13 protein-coding genes are annotated in these 17915 nt (G+C 38.8%); 8 read left to right on the top strand and 5 right to left on the bottom strand.

Features of this window, described 5'->3' with window-relative positions:
• Positions 1 to 665 precede the first annotated feature (665 nt).
• The gene (locus tag KME09_16610) at positions 666 to 1127 is read left to right on the top strand and encodes a sterol desaturase family protein (GenBank protein MBW4535560.1); all 462 of its coding nucleotides are present in this window, start codon (positions 666 to 668) and stop codon (positions 1125 to 1127) included.
• 138 nt (positions 1128 to 1265) lie between these two features.
• On the opposite strand, the gene mtnA is transcribed toward KME09_16610, so the two are convergent.
• The 3 genes from mtnA to KME09_16595 all read right to left on the bottom strand — a co-directional run bounded on the left by mtnA (position 1266) and on the right by KME09_16595 (position 3231).
• Positions 1266 to 2324 carry an S-methyl-5-thioribose-1-phosphate isomerase gene (gene mtnA / locus KME09_16605; GenBank protein MBW4535559.1) on the bottom strand — a complete coding sequence of 353 codons (1059 nt, stop codon included), beginning with the start codon at positions 2322 to 2324 and terminating at the stop codon, positions 1266 to 1268.
• Between the two features lie 87 nt (positions 2325 to 2411).
• On the bottom strand, positions 2412 to 2624 hold the full coding sequence (locus tag KME09_16600) for a type II toxin-antitoxin system HicB family antitoxin (GenBank protein ID MBW4535558.1): 213 nt from the start codon (positions 2622 to 2624) through the stop codon (positions 2412 to 2414).
• Positions 2625 to 2643: 19 nt separating this feature from the next.
• Positions 2644 to 3231: a TetR/AcrR family transcriptional regulator gene (locus KME09_16595; protein MBW4535557.1), complete on the bottom strand. Its 588-nt coding sequence runs from the start codon at positions 3229 to 3231 to the stop codon at positions 2644 to 2646.
• A gap of 93 nt (positions 3232 to 3324) precedes the next feature.
• Between KME09_16595 and KME09_16590 the strand changes: the two genes are divergently transcribed.
• Complete coding sequence (locus tag KME09_16590) at positions 3325 to 4797, top strand: amidase (GenBank protein MBW4535556.1); 1473 nt, start codon at positions 3325 to 3327, stop codon at positions 4795 to 4797.
• A gap of 98 nt (positions 4798 to 4895) precedes the next feature.
• Here KME09_16590 and KME09_16585 read toward each other — a convergent pair whose 3' ends face one another.
• Positions 4896 to 6917, bottom strand: a complete 2022-nt coding sequence (locus KME09_16585) for an FAD-dependent oxidoreductase (protein MBW4535555.1) — start codon at positions 6915 to 6917, stop codon at positions 4896 to 4898.
• Positions 6918 to 7307: 390 nt separating this feature from the next.
• Between KME09_16585 and KME09_16580 the strand changes: the two genes are divergently transcribed.
• From KME09_16580 to KME09_16570, 3 genes are all read left to right on the top strand, one after another.
• A complete protein-coding gene (locus tag KME09_16580; protein ID MBW4535554.1) occupies positions 7308 to 8384 on the top strand; it encodes a glycosyltransferase family 4 protein in 1077 nt (358 codons plus the stop codon).
• A gap of 380 nt (positions 8385 to 8764) precedes the next feature.
• Positions 8765 to 9175 (top strand): hypothetical protein, encoded by a 411-nt coding sequence (locus KME09_16575; GenBank protein ID MBW4535553.1) that lies wholly within the window; start codon positions 8765 to 8767, stop codon positions 9173 to 9175.
• A gap of 13 nt (positions 9176 to 9188) precedes the next feature.
• The gene (locus tag KME09_16570; GenBank protein ID MBW4535552.1) at positions 9189 to 9575 is read left to right on the top strand and encodes a hypothetical protein; all 387 of its coding nucleotides are present in this window, start codon (positions 9189 to 9191) and stop codon (positions 9573 to 9575) included.
• 314 nt (positions 9576 to 9889) lie between these two features.
• Here KME09_16570 and carB read toward each other — a convergent pair whose 3' ends face one another.
• Positions 9890 to 13141, bottom strand: coding sequence for a carbamoyl-phosphate synthase large subunit (gene carB / locus KME09_16565; GenBank protein MBW4535551.1), 3252 nt, complete (start codon positions 13139 to 13141; stop codon positions 9890 to 9892).
• Between the two features lie 534 nt (positions 13142 to 13675).
• On the opposite strand from carB, the gene KME09_16560 reads away from it, so the two are divergent.
• From KME09_16560 to KME09_16550, 3 genes are all read left to right on the top strand, one after another.
• The gene (locus KME09_16560) at positions 13676 to 13843 is read left to right on the top strand and encodes a hypothetical protein (GenBank protein ID MBW4535550.1); all 168 of its coding nucleotides are present in this window, start codon (positions 13676 to 13678) and stop codon (positions 13841 to 13843) included.
• Between the two features lie 244 nt (positions 13844 to 14087).
• Positions 14088 to 16661, top strand: coding sequence for a PAS domain-containing protein (locus KME09_16555; protein ID MBW4535549.1), 2574 nt, complete (start codon positions 14088 to 14090; stop codon positions 16659 to 16661).
• 245 nt (positions 16662 to 16906) lie between these two features.
• The gene (locus KME09_16550) at positions 16907 to 17599 is read left to right on the top strand and encodes a response regulator (protein MBW4535548.1); all 693 of its coding nucleotides are present in this window, start codon (positions 16907 to 16909) and stop codon (positions 17597 to 17599) included.
• The last annotated feature ends 316 nt before the right edge of the window (positions 17600 to 17915 follow it).

The following is a 17915-nucleotide window of genomic DNA, read 5'->3' as shown; positions in this document are numbered from 1 at the left end:
TTTCCTTACCGAATAATCGTCTTGGTGTATTGGCAGCGTATGGAAATTCAACGACTGCATCTTCAGCACACAGATCGAGTAAGGCTCGAACATCTTGGCTCATCAGTGATAAAAAAGTGGAAAATATCTGAGAGATCGTCTGTTGTTCTACATTTGGTATTGGCTGCATTGGATTCTCCTTGTCTGATTTGACTTCAGTGTAATGAGTTCCCACACTCCATTTCTTTCAAATTCTTACGATGATTTATCAGATTCTTACAGTGAAGGGTGAACTTACTTTGCAGTCATTCTGGTAAATTGCCTGAACTGCAAGCTCTAAAGCCTTCACTCCTACTGATAAAAAGGCAGTTGCAGCCCGATCGCTCTGGGCCCGATCCCCACATCTATCGGTGGTGCAGATGAAAGCGTGAGGAAAAGGCGATCGCCCAAGGTCGCGACGCTAACGATGGCAATCCGCTCTACATAAACTCTTAATTAAAATTGATTTAAGTTTAGATTTGTAGAGCTAGATCTTCGGGAAAGAGAGATCTCCTAGAAACACAATTTTGTCATTAAGTCATTAAAGCTAGATTTAGTTTGGGTAATATATTTCAGGGCGTTACCTAGTAAATAATGTTTTTTGGAGTAAACTCAGTAGGTTTATCTCTAATAACAGATTAAATTATATGCAATTGTTTATCGGCTTCATCTTTGCTTTTATTTTTGGTAGTTTTCTGGAATACTGGGTTCATCGCTTGATGCATGTTAGTCCTATATTTGGCAATAAAATTACTGCTCATTATGGTCATCATCGCAGTAATACCACCAAAGGATTCGTTGGCGATTTCCTCGATTTTAGTTTAGTTTCATTATTGGTGTTGCCAGCTTTTTTTATCTCTCTATCAGTTGGATTAATTATGATATCTGGGACTGTCGCATTTGCTGCATTCGCTTCTTATGCTCACCAAATTCAACATCATAATCCCCATAAATGTTTCTGGATGAAGATGCCCATTCACTATATTCACCATAAAAACAACCAGTGGGATAGTAATTTTGGACTGGCGATCGACTGGTGGGATATAGTTTTTGGGACTTATAAGCCTGTTGAATGGCTGAGTAAAGAACAATCAAGCATGAATAAATAAATAAATAAATAAATTTAATTTTAAATTTAATTTAAGAGCGAGTGATTGAGGTGAATTAGAATCAAAGCGAACTAAAACTATTTTTAGTTCACTTAAATTTTTATCTTTTTTAGATGGAGAATTATCCAACTTGTGTCTTTAGGCTACTGCGTTACGATAATCAATTAAAGCACTGGGTTGAATTGCTCCTTTTTCAGTAATGATGGCGTTGATTAAATTGGCGGGAGTAACGTCGAAAGCAGGATTATAAAATTCTACTCCTGCAACACAGATGGCAGTATCTCCAATCTGAGCTATTTCTTCTGCATCTCTTTCTTCAATGGGAATTTGGCTGCCATCAGCTAAATCAAAATCAATGGTGGAAAAAGGTGCTGCAACATAGAAAGGAACATTATGAGCTTTGGCTGCGATCGCTAGAGCATAAGTACCAATTTTGTTGGCAGCATCCCCATTAGCAGCAATACGATCTGCCCCCACAACCACCAGATCGATCATGTTTCGTTGCATACAGTGAGCCGCCATGCTGTCAGTAATTACGGTAACGGGAATTCCTTCTTGAACGCATTCCCAGGCGGTTAATTTTGCCCCCTGGAGACGAGGACGAGTCTCATCGGCATATACTCTCTCTAAACGCTCTTCTCGCCACGCAGAACGAATCACCCCCAAAGCCGTGCCATATCCTGCGGTAGCTAACGAACCCGCATTACAGTGAGTCAAAATGCGCAATTTGCTTGGGCTAGAAGGCAAGATACTTAAACCGCGATCGCCAATTGCCTGACAGGTGGCTAAGTCTTCTATCTGGATCTGTTGCGCAGTTTGCAGTAGGGTACGTTTTATTTCGGCAACTGTGCCAATTTCTTCATGAGCAGTTTTCAGCATCCGCGAGATCGCCCAGAATAAATTTACTGCCGTCGGGCGAGTTTGCTTTAAGAGATCGCCAACCTGTTGGAGATGTGCCAGAAACTCTTGAAGATCCTTTGTTTCAATCTCCGTTGCACCTAAATACATACCGTAGGCTGCTGCCACCCCAATAGCAGGCGCACCACGCACAATCATTGTTTTTATTGCTTGTGCCATGTCAGAACTGCGACTAATCGCCACATGACTATATTCTTCTGGCAAACGAGTTTGATCGATTAACAATACATGATCATCCTGCCAAACAACAGGATAAATTTGGTTAGGGCTTGAGTTCATAAAGAAGTTTTGCACACAGTTTAATTCGTTTTTATATATTTTATTGCTTCAAGCAAGTTAAGCAATTTATCTACAAGCGACTCTGGATTAAGCATAAAGTAACCGTCCTTTAGGAATAGGAATAGAACGCCCTAATTCTTGAGCGGTTTCAATCCATTCTTGGATAACGATTTCTGCATTAGTTACAGCTTCAACGTAAGTTTGTCCCTCCGCCATACATCCAGGTAACTCTGGGACTTCGACAATAAAAGCGGAATCAGTTTCGCTCCAATAAATAATTAATTCATATTTAATCGACATCTCAGCTTAATCTTGTCAATCAGCAAGACCTTATATATTCTATTGCTTCAATTAAAGCATCAAGCATAACCTCAAAACTATCATCGGTAGATCGAGGTAAAGTTAATAATCCAGATTGTTCTAGGCTAATAAAACCAACAATTGTTGAATTTACTATTCGCATAATGTCGATTAATTTGGTTTTGCTTAAGTTTGGAGAATCAAACAGAGTTTTAAATAAAGCCTGAGATTCTTGAATCACCGCAGCCGATTCTGGATCGTTTGGTTGTAATTGGAACTGCATCATTACTTGAAATAGCCCAGGATGCGATCGGGCAAAATCTCGACTAGCAAAACCACCAGCTTTTAAACAAGCACGAGGTTCTTTGATACTTGCAGTTTTCTGACTCAATTCAGCGAAATAAACTTTATATATTGCTAATGCCACAACTTTTTTCAATTCTGCATTCCCGTTGAGATGTTTATAAATAGCTGGAGGTTTAATACCCAATTCCCTCGCAACACGATTGACACCCAAAGCTGATGCACCTTCTTTTTCAATACAAGCGATCGCAGCTTCAATTACATCTTGTCTAGTTAAGGAATTTTCTTTGGTTGGACGACCCATTTTCAGTGAGCAGTGAGCAATAATTAGTTAACGTAATTAACTAAAAGTGAATATAATTAACTTAATTAGATATATTCTATTAGGTTGTTAGCAATGAATATAGTGTTTGCTACTGCAAGTCAACTGGCGCAGATGATTCGGGATCGAGAAGTTTCTTCTGTAGAGGTTGTAGAGGCTTATCTAGAACAAATTAAAAAACATAACGGTAAGATAAATGCGATCGCGACTTTAGATACAGTTAGAGCGAGAACCAGAGCCAAAGAAGCAGATGAAGCTTTAGCTAGAGGTGAAAATTGGGGAGCATTACACGGTGTTCCCGTTACCGTTAAAGACACCTTTGAAACAGCAGAATTATTGACTACCGCAGGCTATAAACCGTTAAGAAATTATATTCCAGCTCAAGATGCAACAGTTGTGGCGCGTTTGCGACAAGCAGGAGTAATTATACTTGGTAAAACTAATCTTGCGGAAATGGCAAGTGATTATCAAAGTACTAACAAGCTTTTTGGACGGGTAAATAACCCTTGGAATTTAAATTATACATCTGGAGGTAGTTCTGGCGGTTCAGCAGCAGCGATCGCTAGTGGTTTTTCGGCGTTAGATTTGGGTAATGATACTTCTGGTTCAACTCGTCAGCCTGCACATTTTTGTGGCGTATTTGCCTTAAAGCCAACAGATCGCCGTATATCAACAGCAGGGCATATTCCTGAAGCGCCTGGAATGCCTAAATGTATTCGTCAGTTAATGACAGTTGGCTCTTTTGCTCGTTCGATTGAAGATTTAAGCTTATGTCTATCCTTGACTGTGGGTGCAGATCCACGACAGCCTGATGTTCCTCCTGTTCCATTAGATCGATTTACCCAAAAATCCTGGCAGAATATACGCATAGTTTGGTCGGATAGTTGGGAAAAAATGACCGTCGCCTCAGAGATTAAAACCACAATAAATTTAGCTGTTGATAAACTCAAATCAGTATGTGCGGATATGGAACGCTGGACATCTCCGCCATTTGATTTAGAAGAAGCATTTCAAGTTTGTAACCAGTTAACAGCCTTAAATTTTGTTTATTCTCAGCCAGTTGATTTTGATGATAGTAAAAAAGTTTTGCCTGTAATGTTTCGCGAAGCAACTCAGGGAGAAAAACAGCTACGAGATTTAAGTAATCTGAGTCAATTTTTGCCCTCATTACTAAATCCTTCTCTTAAACAATATTTTGAACTTTTGACACAACGCGATCGCTTTATTGCCGAAATGGATAAAGCACTAGAAACTTGGGATGTTTGGCTATGTCCAGTAGCAATGACCACAGCATTTACTCATCGTCCTCAAGGTGCAGTCATTGAAATAGAAGGACGTAAAGTTCCTTATTTTCTAGCGAATGGCGGATACACAATGTTGTTCAATCTTACAGGACATCCTGTAGTTGTAATTCCGATTGGGCAAACTAAAAATGGATTACCTATCGGGATACAAATTGTGGGTAAGAGATGGCAGGATGTGGAGTTACTGGCGATCGCTAAAAAGATTAATCAAATAGCTGGCGACTTTCAACATCCATCCCTGTAATTAATAACTTTTCTCTGCTAAAGAAGCATTTTAGAGGATAAAAGCGATCTCCAAAAAAAGCGCCACAATGAGCGCTAATCTGCCTCATTCCTAAAAACTTACTCCCACTCTGACCAATCGTGATTAAAGATGGAAGTGTCAGGAAACGCGGTAGGATTACCCGCTGCGTCTAAGCGGTTTTTCAAAAGCTTAAACTGATTTTCTTTAATTATTGGCTCATCTACCAATTGATAGGGCATAACCTTTTCATCTAAACCAAAGACTGCGGTAATCCCAGCAGCAGCACCAGAAGACCATTCAAAAGAATGTACCCGATAGGCGGCAGAAGCAATATGGCTAGTGGCAATGCTCTTACCCGTCACAATCAGATTATCAATTTCTTGAGGAATCATGGCTCTGAGGGGAATTTGGAACGGATAAGCCTGTCCGCCACCTTTTCTTTCTCCTTCTCTCTCAGTGTTGCCTGCTTTCTCAGGAGGACTCTCATTCATGCAGGGATGAAAATCGATCGCATAGTGACCAATACCTACAGAGTCAGGATAAATTGACGAACGAGTACGCTGTTGAATTTTATCAATATTTTTGTTTCGATTGGCGATCGGGTCGTCTTTATCTAGTTTTGTCCATAGCTGACGATAGGTTTTAGCATCGAGTTGTTGGCTGTAAAACTCATTGCGATAATCGGCTCGTGAAATATCTATTTCATTGATATTAAAGCCTTGAGAATAGCCAGGATAAACTCGACCCACAATCCTGCGACCTTCTCTAATATAGGGATATTTTGATAGGCCATGGGCTGTACCCATGGGAGAGTCTAACCCCTGAAGTAAACGGTTATTGGGGTAAGGTTTTTTAACTCCATCTCCCAATTGAGAATCGGTAGTCCCCTCGACTAACCAATAGAAATAACCTAGGGAATGATCTTCTCCACGACTAAGGGTTGTGGTACGCAATCCACCCATCCAACCATTCGGCTGAAGCTGACCCAATTCTTTCAACTGTCTGCGAGTATAAATTAGATTATCTTTGGCTGTTCCTGGGCGATAATCATTCCCCCAAGTCCAGTTCTGCATTGAGATATCTCCAGGAGTAGGGGCGGTAAATTCAATCCCGCCAAATTTTTCGAGATCTCCTTCTTCAGGACTCCAAATACGTCGATAGGTAAAAACTAAATCAAAGTTTGCCAGTCTTTCTAGTTCATAGCTGTAATAATTTTTATGCTCGCTATAAAAGGGAGGCATTTCATTTACCTGGGGTTCTTCTGTCGCCTCCATGGCAAAGGTATAGGTAAAACCTTGAGTACAATATTCATCTCCTGTCACGCTAGAGGAAGAAGGCTCAAAGGAAGATAAAGGATCGATGCCTAAACGATAGGGAATATCGCTTAGACCGACAATTTCTCCTGTTTCCGTGGCTTCAATTACATACCAGTCTGCAACTTTCTCTGAGGTGCTAGCAGGAATGAAGCGAATTATTTCTTTACTAAATTTTTCGGAATCTTGATAGCTATAAGCATCTTCGATGGTACTAGATAAAGGGAGGGTATTTAGCGGTAAATATTCATTGTTTGAGCTATGCTGAATCGCTATGGCACTGGTAATTTGCTTACCTGTGCCTTCTTGCGCCACCTTTTCGATCTTCAAATCTTTAATTACCGTAGAGGGAAACCATTTAAGCTTGCCAGCACCCTTAGCTTCGGCATCTTTGAGCTGTGACCACATAATTTTGTTGGCATCTTTGGGTAGAAAACAGGATTCACTCACCCAACAGTCACCAGGATTGAGCTTGCCGTAATATTCTTCAATACGCTGCCTTAATTCTAGATAGCCACGGGGAAAAAACAACTTAGAACGTTGAGTAGTTCTTTCATCTAAAGCAGAAGTTCCCTGAGCAGATATTTGACCCCCAACCCAGTCAGTAATTTCGGTCATGCAGACTGTTTTTCCCGTGAGCAAGGCTTCGTAACTGGCAGCTACCCCTGACAATCCGCCACCAACTACTAATAACTCGCATTCTTCGGTGCGCTCGATAGTCGGGGGAGAAGTAGGCACAGACTCTTGCGCTAATACCTTAGTCTCCCAGAACAATAAACCAAAAGACACCAATGCTAGCGATTTAATCCAAACTAAAGACACTTTATCCCCCTATGCTGTAGCAACTCAATTAATATAGTTCCCAGTAAAACATTTTTTATTTCGGTTGGTTAGCTCGACTTACAGTAGTTTTCAATTGAGTAGACACATTAATTTATCGAAGTAATGGGTAATGGGTAATGGGTAATGGGTTCTATCCATCTGAAATTCGCTGTAATTTATTTTGAGCGTAAAGTTTTCTGGCAAGTTAACTTATACTAACCCTGTAATACAGTCAGATAGTGCTTTTGCCATAATTATTCAATGTCTCAACTTAATCTCTAAACTCAAGTTCGTTTGATAGCTTGAAATATCATTTTCCCTAAATCTCTATTGTCCAAAATATTTAACTATTCAACAGAACCCGATCTAAACTCAATGTCCAATTCGCTGTTAATTAATCTCGCTGTTTTGTTTGATCGACCAACAGGCATTGCTACCTATGCTCAAAATTTAATTAATAGTTTGCATCTCCAGCCAACATTATTATCGGCAGTAAATTTTCCAGGTTTTAATCGGTATAAAATTGCTGATGATATGACTCCCGCCCAAGGAAATAAGGGTCATTTAAAGCGCTTACTCTGGACTCAGTTTCAGCTACCCAAAATTTATCAACAGCTAAAGGCAGACTTAATCTATTCTCCTATCCCTGAAGCGCCTCTATACAGTAAATCTCGCTATATAGTCATGTGCCACGATTTAATTCCTTTACGTTTTCCCCGTCGCACCTCTCCTTTAACCAATTATTTTCGCTATGTTGTCCCCCAGGTATTGCAACAGGCGGAACATATTGTGTGTAACTCTCAAGCTACCGCCACGGATTTAGTTGATTATTACGGTATCGATGCAAACCAGATTACAACCATTTTACTAGGATACGATCGCCTTAATTTTTATCCCAGAGAACAAACTAATAACCTTGAAGCACCCTATTTTCTTTATCTTGGTCGTTGTGATCCTTATAAAAACCTATCTGGTTTAATTACCGCTTTTGCCCAGATACCTAATCAAGATTACCATTTAGCGATCGCTGGTTCAACCGATCCCCGTTTTACCCCTCAACTCCAGCAACAGGCGCAAGAATTAGGCATTGCTCACCGTGTTAAATGGCTCAACTATTTAAGTTATCAGGAATTACCCCTGGTAATTAGTAATGCAGTTGCCTTGGTGTTTCCGACTTTTTGGGAAGGTTTTGGACTACCTGTATTAGAAGCTATGGCTTGTGGAACTCCTGTAATTACTTCTAATTTGGCTTCTTTACCTGAAATAACGGGAGATGCTGCAATTTTGATTAATCCTTACAATACTGCTGAAATCACCTCGGCAATGGTAGATCTCACGAGGGATCAAAAAATGCGATCGCAATTGAGTCAACTAAGTCTGCAACAAGCACAAAAGTTTAGCTGGGCAAAAACAGGCGCAGAAACTCAAGCAGTTTTACAACAATATCTTTAAAAAGTTAAATATTTGCAGTTAACTTAATTACTATTATTGCTAAATTTTAATTACTTAAATTACTTATTAAGTTGAAACCCAATCAAGATTTTTAGTAATCTTTGAAAAGTATAATTGTCTAACTAAAACAACCAAAATTGAGTCGAACATATTTTAAAGTATTTTAGCGATTAATCAGTTTTATCTAGTTACTTATTTTTTGACCTAATAATTGTGATCTTAAACATATATTATTCGTTTTTAAATACGTATTATGTAAAGATAAAGAAGATAATCGAAGATGATGCCAAAATATCAAGAGATAGTTCAAAGAATTTCCCAAGTAGAAATTGTTACACTCAATCTTAAAAAAGAGCTAAAAACTCTTAAAAATAGAGTTCGTGCTTATAAAGGATGGACAAAAAAAATATCGTAATCAACAAAAAGAATTAAAACAGACTAACTTAGTTGTTTGTAAACAAAGAGATGAAGCAGTTCAAGAACTTCAACAACTTAAACTTAAACAACAGAGTTTATGGGAAACTATTGAAACAGCTAAGGAAGCCAAACAGCAACGGGATGAAGCATTGCTACAGTTAGACGAAGTAATTAATAAGATCGAACAGTATAAAAAAATTTGCGATCGAGCTAGTCAGATAGCTTATGCAGATAAAATATATTTGATTAAGGAAGCAGAAAGGCTTTTTTTTAACGAAGAGATAATAAATCCAAAGCTTGAATTCGATCCCAAATCACAACCGCAAATGTTTACCGATCGGGCTTCTATTAACCGCAATTTATTGGATAATTAATTAGTAATTTATTATGGTATTAAATAAATTAAAGCAAATTAGAGACGAATTGAAAAATAGCGCTGATACCTACGATACTGCATTTAAAAATACGGCATTAATGGCAGCGGATGAATTAGTGAAAGAAGAAAAACAATTAAAACAACTGAAAAGTAATCAGCATTTATTGAATTTAAATCCATCTTTAGACAAGCAATATTTTATTGATAAATATGGCAGCTTGAAAAATGCCAAGGTAGCATATCAAAAAATTCATGGTGAACAACAATATGGTCGTAGTTGGTCAGATTTTCTAACTGTTGCCCAAAAATTAAGCTCCCCAGAACAGCCAGCATTAACTTTAGAAGAAAGAATCACTAAAATGGAAAACTTTCTTAGCAGTTTCGGATATCAACCATAACGTAGATTTTTAAATTTTTACTAACTTCAACTCCTTTAATTAATAATCAGGGCTATTTTATTCTCATATATCCAGAGAATAAATTCTCTGTCTAAGTACATTAAGTCCGTTTAAACGGACTTTAATTTTAAGCCAAGAAATTTATTTCTTGGTTCACTACAGTTAGAACGAAATAGCCCTGGCTACTTACCTATAGCAATGTTAAATATATAATATAGCCCTACGTAAAAACATTAGGACATCTTTGAAATACTACCTCCTATTTCCTATTTCCTATTTCCTATTTACGAGCCGATCACCCTAATTGTCCTAAACTAATTTTGTACGGCTATATACTCCTGTAAAGCTTTTACTTCTAAAGGTTCAGACTGTAAAGAACGAATCGCCGCTACAGTGGCTTTAGCACCTGAGATAGTAGTAATAATCGGTAGTCGATAGTCTAATGCCATCCTTCTAATTAGTTGAGCATCGGTTTGCGATTCTTCTCCTGTAGGAGTGTTAATAATTAGCTGAATTTGGCCATTTTTAATCGAATCTACAACGTGAGGGCGACCTTCGTGTAGTTTGAGAATTAATTCTACATCTTTGATGCCGTTTTGCTGGAGGGATTTTTGAGTTCCCGATGTGGCAATGATCTTAAAGCCTAAATCAATAAAATCTTGTACTACAGGAACGATCGCACTTTTATCTCGTTCATTCATCGAGACAAAGACTGTCCCAGTTAAAGCTAAATCTACTCCTGCACCAATTTCGGCTTTAGCGAAGGCTTTACCAAAATCGCTATCAATCCCCATTACCTCGCCTGTGGAACGCATTTCAGGCCCTAAAAGGGTATCAGTACTGGGAAATTTATTAAAGGGTAATACTGCTTCTTTAACGGCAATATGCTTGGGGATAATTTCTGTAGTTACCCCCAAAGATTCTAGGCTTTTTCCAGACATGACTAAAGAGGCAATTTTAGCTAGGGGAACACCCGTTGCTTTGGAAACAAAAGGAACAGTACGAGAGGCACGAGGATTGGCTTCAATAATAAATACCTGCTCTCCTTGTACCGCATATTGAATATTCATTAAGCCGACTACTTTGAGTGCTTTGGCTAGTTTTTCAGTCCAGTCACGGATAATTGCGATCGCCGATTCAGGTAAAGAATTGTAAGGAATAGAACAAGCGGAGTCTCCTGAATGAATACCAGCCTGTTCGATATGTTCCATAATGCCACCAATTACTACTCTGCCACTATGGTCGCACAAGGCATCAACATCAACTTCGATCGCATTTTCTAAGAATTGATCAATTAAAATGGGATGGTCGGGTTCTACCTGCACGGCATAGGTCATATAGTGTTTGAGGTCGGCATCGGAATAGACAATTTGCATCGCTCGACCACCCAAAACATAGGACGGACGCACAACTACGGGATAAGAAATACGGTTAGCAATCTTAAGGGATTCTTCGTAACTACGAGCTAAACCATTAGGAGGCTGTTTAATCTCTAATTCACGTAATATTTGCTCAAATCTTTCGCGATCTTCGGCTGCATCAATGGAATCTGGTGATGTTCCCCAGATTTTAGTTTCTGTACCTTGGGTTTGGTCTAGATACTCTTGGAGAGGAATCGCTAACTTCAAGGGAGTTTGTCCCCCAAACTGGACGATAATTCCTGCGGGGTTTTCGGCTTCAATAATATTTAATACGTCTTCTTTAGTTAAGGGTTCAAAATAAAGGCGATCGCTGGTATCGTAATCGGTAGAAACGGTTTCAGGATTGGAGTTAACCATAATGGTTTCATATCCCGCAGCCGAGAGAGAAAAAGCTGCATGACAGCAGCAGTAGTCAAACTCAATCCCCTGTCCGATACGGTTAGGGCCACCGCCTAAAATCATCACCTTAGATTTATCAGTCGGTGTAATCTCCGATTCTCCCTCTTCATAGGTAGAGTAGTAATAGGGAGTAAAGGCTTCAAATTCGGCAGCACAGGTATCTACTAGCTTGTATACAGGTATGATCCCCAATTCTTTACGATATGCTCGCACTTCGTCCTCATTGGTTTTAGTCGCAAAAGCAATCTGGCGATCGCTATATCCCTGTTGTTTCACAAAGCGCATTTGTTCGGCAGAGATTTTGTTCAGCGCATGTCCCTTGAGAAACTTCTCCGTTAACAGTAATTCCTGCATTTTATCGAGAAACCACATATCGATCGCCGTGAGCTGATGGATTTCTTCGGGGGTCATTCCGAGCTTTAAACCCTGGTAAATACTAAAAATCCGCTCTGGGTTGGGAATCCTTAAACTAGAGCGCACCTGGGGAATTGAAGGTAAAATTTCTTGGCGATCGCAACCAAAGCCAGCACGACCAGTTTCTAGAGATCTTAGAGCTTTCTGGAACGATTCATTAAAGGTTCTACCAATTGCCATCGCTTCCCCCACCGACTTCATTTGGGTAGTTAAAATTGGCTCAGTCCCAGGGAATTTTTCAAAAGCAAAGCGCGGAATCTTGGTAACTACATAGTCAATAGTTGGTTCAAAAGAAGCAGGGGTTTTTTGCGTAATGTCATTATAAATTTCGTTGAGGCGATAACCCACCGCTAACTTAGCAGCAAATTTGGCAATGGGAAAACCTGTCGCTTTAGAAGCTAATGCCGAAGAACGAGATACGCGAGGATTCATTTCAATCACAATCACCTCACCATTAAGGGGATTAATCGCAAACTGAATATTAGAGCCACCAGTTTCCACGCCGATCTCGCGAATAATTGCTAAAGAATAGTCTCTTAATCGCTGATATTCCTTGTCCGTAAGGGTTTGCGCGGGAGCAACAGTAATAGAATCCCCTGTATGTATCCCCATCGGATCGATGTTTTCAATCGAACAGATAATTACTACGTTATCTGCCAGATCCCGCATGACTTCTAGTTCGTATTCTTTCCAACCCAGTAAAGACTTATCTACTAAAATCTGATTAACAGGTGAAGCGTCGATTCCTGATGCCGAAATTTTCTCGTATTCTTCCTGGTTGTAAGCAATACCACCTCCTGTACCACCCAAGGTAAAGGCAGGACGGATAATCAAAGGATAGCTACCGATTTCCTTGGCGATCGCTTTAGCTTCCTCTAAGTTATTAGCGATACCCGATGGACACATTGGTACGCCGATTTTCTCCATCGCTTGTTTAAATAAAAGACGGTCTTCCGCCTTTTCAATCGCAGGTAATTTTGCCCCAATTAGCTCCACCTCATACTTTTCTAGCACACCACTTTTTGCCAAGGACACTGCAATATTTAACGCAGTTTGCCCCCCCATCGTCGGTAACAAAGCATCTGGCTTTTCTTTGGCAATTACCTTTTCCACTATTTCTGGAGTTAAAGGTTCGATATAAGTACGGTTTGCCATTTCTGGGTCGGTCATAATCGAAGCAGGGTTAGAATTAACCAAAACTACCTCATACCCTTCTTCTCGTAATGCTTTACAGGCTTGGGTTCCTGAATAGTCAAACTCACAGGCTTGTCCAATCACAATTGGCCCTGAACCAAGAAGTAGAATTTTCTGGAGATCTTCACGACGGGGCATATTACTCTGTCTCTTGCCTAACTTATACTGCTAGCGTTTTATTGTATAGTTTCTTGGCCCCCGAAAACGTATCCCTTTTATCAATGATCAGTGAACATTGAACAATTGATAACGAAGTGCGACGCGGTTGCGAAGCAAGTCCGAAGGACTCAGCTAGTCCTTTAGGATATCATTTAGGATTAATCAGGTTTAAGACCTTTTTTCAATGAACATTGCTCATTGCTCATTGTGACGCGAAGGACGCGAGCTTGCGAGCTAATCCTTTAGGACTAATCCTTTAGGACTCATTGCTTACTGTTGAACTACATTTGAATAAATAGGTGTTCTACGTCTTTAAATCTAACCTGGTAGAAAATTAATCTAGGATTGATTTTGCATCTTTGCCGCCACCCAAACATATATCAAAATCATCTCAAATAATTTATGCTCAAAGACCATGATTCATCACTACTCACTGATTTCTCTCACAGTTTTTGGCTTTTACTTCGTTAAATTTTTTCTCGATACTAGTACCAACAAAAATGATGGGACATCTTGGCTAACATTAGTCCTAACTTTAATATTTTGGCCTGTTCTATTACCTATATCTGGTTGGGAGTTAACCAAAAAGTTTCTCCACAGCTAAATCGCCTTTCTATAGTTTTTCAATCAAGGCGATCGCCGTTAGCAACATACACACTTAATTATTCTTTGGCTCAGTAACCAATAACCATAACTACAAACATATTGTTGGTTAGTTGAAGATGTTGAATTACATCTTTAAGCTTTTAGTTTAATAGTGGAGTCGCTTTAAATGAGATCAAGTTAATCGCTGATTAATGTTAGCAACTTAATTCATGCTACATGCCATATACCGCCTCTTATAATTCTGAGCTAGATTTTGGGCATCATAAGATCATAGTCAACATCAGTCCGAAAACTTGATTCTTGCTAGTTTTAGATCTTTATGACCCACTTTCAAGCTGAAAAACATACTTTAATCATTGACAACATTCACAAACGCTCTACCATTGAACTCCAATCGGAGACATATTCTATTGGTCGCGATCCACAAAATTCAATTGTACTTAGTTCGACAAAAATATCTCGTTACCATGCAACTTTATTGCGAATAGCTATTTCAGGTACTGATAATTATCAATTTCGCATTATTGACGGGGATTTAAAAGGAAGGCGCAGCAGAAATGGTTTAGAAGTAAATACCAAGAAAAGTTTTTCTCACGATCTACAAAATGGAGATGTAATCTACTTTGGTGATAGCATTACCGCTACCTATCAAGTTACTGCCGAGGTGATTAAAACTGTAACAGCAAAAAAACCAGACCGACTTGAGCAATCTAGTTTTTTTGCTGACGAAATCGACGATTCTTTAGCTACCTGTTTTCTTGGTGATTCTAGCCAATCTAGTAATTCACACAAATCTCATCAGACTTCAAATATATCTTTAGAAGAACGTCAGGCATCAATTCAACAGTCTTTAGAGAGATTAGCCTCATTTCCTGAGCTATTTTCCAATCCGATTATCGAAATCGATCTCCAAGGCAAAATTACTTATCTCAATCCTGCTGCTCTCAAATGGTTTCCGACTTTAAGAAAAGATAAATTAGATCATCCAATTTTGGCAGGGGTAATTGCGCTGATTCAAGCTGAGTCGAAAGAATACACTATTCGAGAAATAACTATAGGAGAACAAGTATTTGAACAGTCAGTTCACTTAATTTCTGTCAATCGATTAGTTAGATGCTATGTCTCTGAAATTACTACACGTAAAGAGGCAGAAAATTTGCTCAAACAAGCTCATCATGAATTAGAACAGAGAGTCAAACAGCGAACAATAGAACTAGCTCACAGCAACGAAATATTAAAAGCAGAAATTGCCGAACGTAAACAGGCTGAACAAGAAATCCGTCTTTTGCAAACTATTACTCAAGCGATCACCGCAGCATCGAGCTTTGATGAAGCGATCGCCATTACTCTGCGTAAAGTATGCCAAACAGTTAACTGGAGTTTTGCAGAAGCTTGGATTCCTGATGAGGGGAAAAACATGCTTAAACTGAGTCCCTCTTGGTATGGCAATAATCAAAAATTAGCGGAGTTTAGAAAAGCCAGCCAACAAATTAATTTTCCGCGCAACATCGGTAAACCTGGCAGAGTTTGGGCAACTAAAAAACCTGAATGGACTGAAAATGTTTCTGTGCAAGTAAGCAAAATATTTCTGAGAAATAAATTTGCTCAAGTAGCAGGCTTAAAAACTTCTCTGGGAGTACCCATAATTGCTGGAGAAAAAGTTATTGCCGTGTTTGTTTTTTTTGATTTTTCCGCTAGTCCAGAAAACAGCCAAATAGTTGAATTAGTTAAATCCGTCGCTGCTCAATTAGGCTTAATCATAGAGCGAAAAAGAGCCGAGGATGCTCTGCATTCGAGCATGGCAACTAACAAGGCTATGTTTAATGCCATCCCAGACTTAATCTTGCGCATCAATCGCCAGGGGAATTTTGTTAATTTTAAAGCTGCTAAAGAAAAAAACTTACTCACTCGCGATCGGACTTTTTTAGGCAAGCATCTCAAAGAGGTATTTCCTGAAGACATCTCTGGGCCGATTGAGCGGGGAATCGAAAAGGCTCTTGCGACTGGGGAACTGCAAATTTTAGAATGCCAAGTCTCTACTGATGAAGAAATTTATAGCTACGAAGTGCGTCTTGCTAATAGCGATGTTGATGAGGTAATGGCAATCATCCGCGATATTACTGAGCGCAAACGAGCAGAAGAAGATGTTCGTCGCACTCTAGAACAGGAAAAAAAGCTGGCTGAATTGAAAAGTCGCTTTGTCACGATGGCATCCCATGAATTCCGCACTCCCTTAGCCTCAATTTTGTCTTCTGCTGAATTGTTGGAGCATTATAGTCATAAGTGGAGTGAAGAGAAAAAACTCAGCCACCTCTATCGGATTCAAACTTCAGTCAAGCATATGACTGAATTACTTAATGATGTTCTTTTATTAGGTAAAGCAGAGGCAGGAAAACTCCAGCTAAACCCGACTAAATTTAATTTGTTTCAATATTGCCAACAGTTAGTGGAAGAAATCGATCTCACTACGACAACTCACCAGATCGTTTTTCAAGCGCACAATAGATGTGAACCGCAGAGTGAGCCTGCCGAAAATGAAGGTTATCTAGTATGTTTAGATGAAAAAATTCTCAGACATATTTTGACTAATCTACTCTCTAATGCCGTTAAATATTCTCCTCAAGGCGATCGCGTTGATTTTAATCTTGTGTGTCAATCAGAACAGGCAGTTTTTCGGGTTCGTGACTATGGTATTGGTATTCCTTTAGAAGATCGCGCACAGTTGTTCGACTCTTTTCATCGAGCTACTAACACAGGGTCAATTCCTGGTACTGGACTGGGTTTATCAATCGTTAAACGCTCAGTAGATTTGCATCAAGGCAGCATCTCAGTTGATAGCCAGCTTGGAGAAGGTACTACTTTTATGGTTATTCTTCCTTACTTTAAAGATTGAATAAAAGAAGCAATTAAACATCTATCTTTAGATATATTTTTATTTAATTCGAGCTTTAAAACTCAATATTTCTAATTAAAAATATATAGTACTCAATCTATTTATCCGTTATATTTCTGAGGTTTTTTTGACTAAATAAAAGTAAATTGATAACTAGATCAAAAGCACAATGATTAGTTTTGATTGTTACTGATAAAATTAAGCGATTTTTTAACTATTTGTAATTTTTTTATTAAATAAATACCATGACCAAAGTTTTAGTTATTGAAGATGAATTGTTTATCCGCGAAAATATTGTCGATTGTCTAGAAGCAGAAGATTTTGAAGTGTTTAGCACTGAAAATGGGATTTTGGCAATTTTGTGGGCGCAAGAAAATATTCCTGACTTAGTTATTTCTGATGTCATGATGCCAGAAATAAGTGGGCATGAAATTTTGGCCGAAATGCGAGATATACCTGAAACAGAGCTAATTCCCTTTGTTTTTTTGACAGCCATGGCAGACAAAGATGATATTAGGCATGGCATGGAGCTAGGTGCAGATGATTATTTGACTAAGCCATTTACTAGAGATGAGTTGTTAAATGCAATTACTTCTCGTTTATTAAAGCAGGCAAAGCTCATGAAACAATATCACGATGAGCAGCAAAAAACTAAAATCCTAGAGCAAAAAATTAAAGAGCTAGAAGAACTACAAATTAAAGATAAGCTGTCTCACGAATATGAACAGGCTTTGCTGAAAATAAATACAGCAATTAACTTAGTAAAAAAAATTCAGCCCAAACCAGAAGAGAGTTCAACCGTTAGCTTAACCCAACGTAATCTCCAAACCATTAGAGAGACTTGTACAGCGGAAATTGCTATGATCAGACAACTTCCTCATCTGGAAGCTCAACTATGTTCTAAAAATAAAATGCTTTCATTAATTTTACAAAGTTAATTATTTACGCCTGATGTGAATTAGCGGTGAGATCACGTTACACCGCCTAGTTTGGTGCAAACAAAGGTTTTAGCCGCATGTAATGCTCACCAAGACACTTTGTTCTAGTTTACTAGTTTTTCCTAAAGGACTTGTCTCGCATAGTTGGAGATACCGCTTCGCATATAGCTCTTAGCTCTTAGCTTTAAATAAAAGTATGGAACTTAAGTTTTTCAACTATACAGAAAAATTAGATAATAAAATCATTATCTAAAAGATTTTAAGTTTTTTAAATTCATATTAGAAGCTATATTTATTGGTTTGCTAATTCTGTCAA

This window comes from Pleurocapsa minor HA4230-MV1 (assembly GCA_019359095.1).
In the GTDB taxonomy this organism is placed as follows: Bacteria; Cyanobacteriota; Cyanobacteriia; order Cyanobacteriales; family Xenococcaceae; genus Waterburya; species Waterburya minor.
The sequence above is the reverse complement of the archived record's forward strand: the minus strand, read 5'-3'. Positions and strand labels throughout refer to the sequence as shown.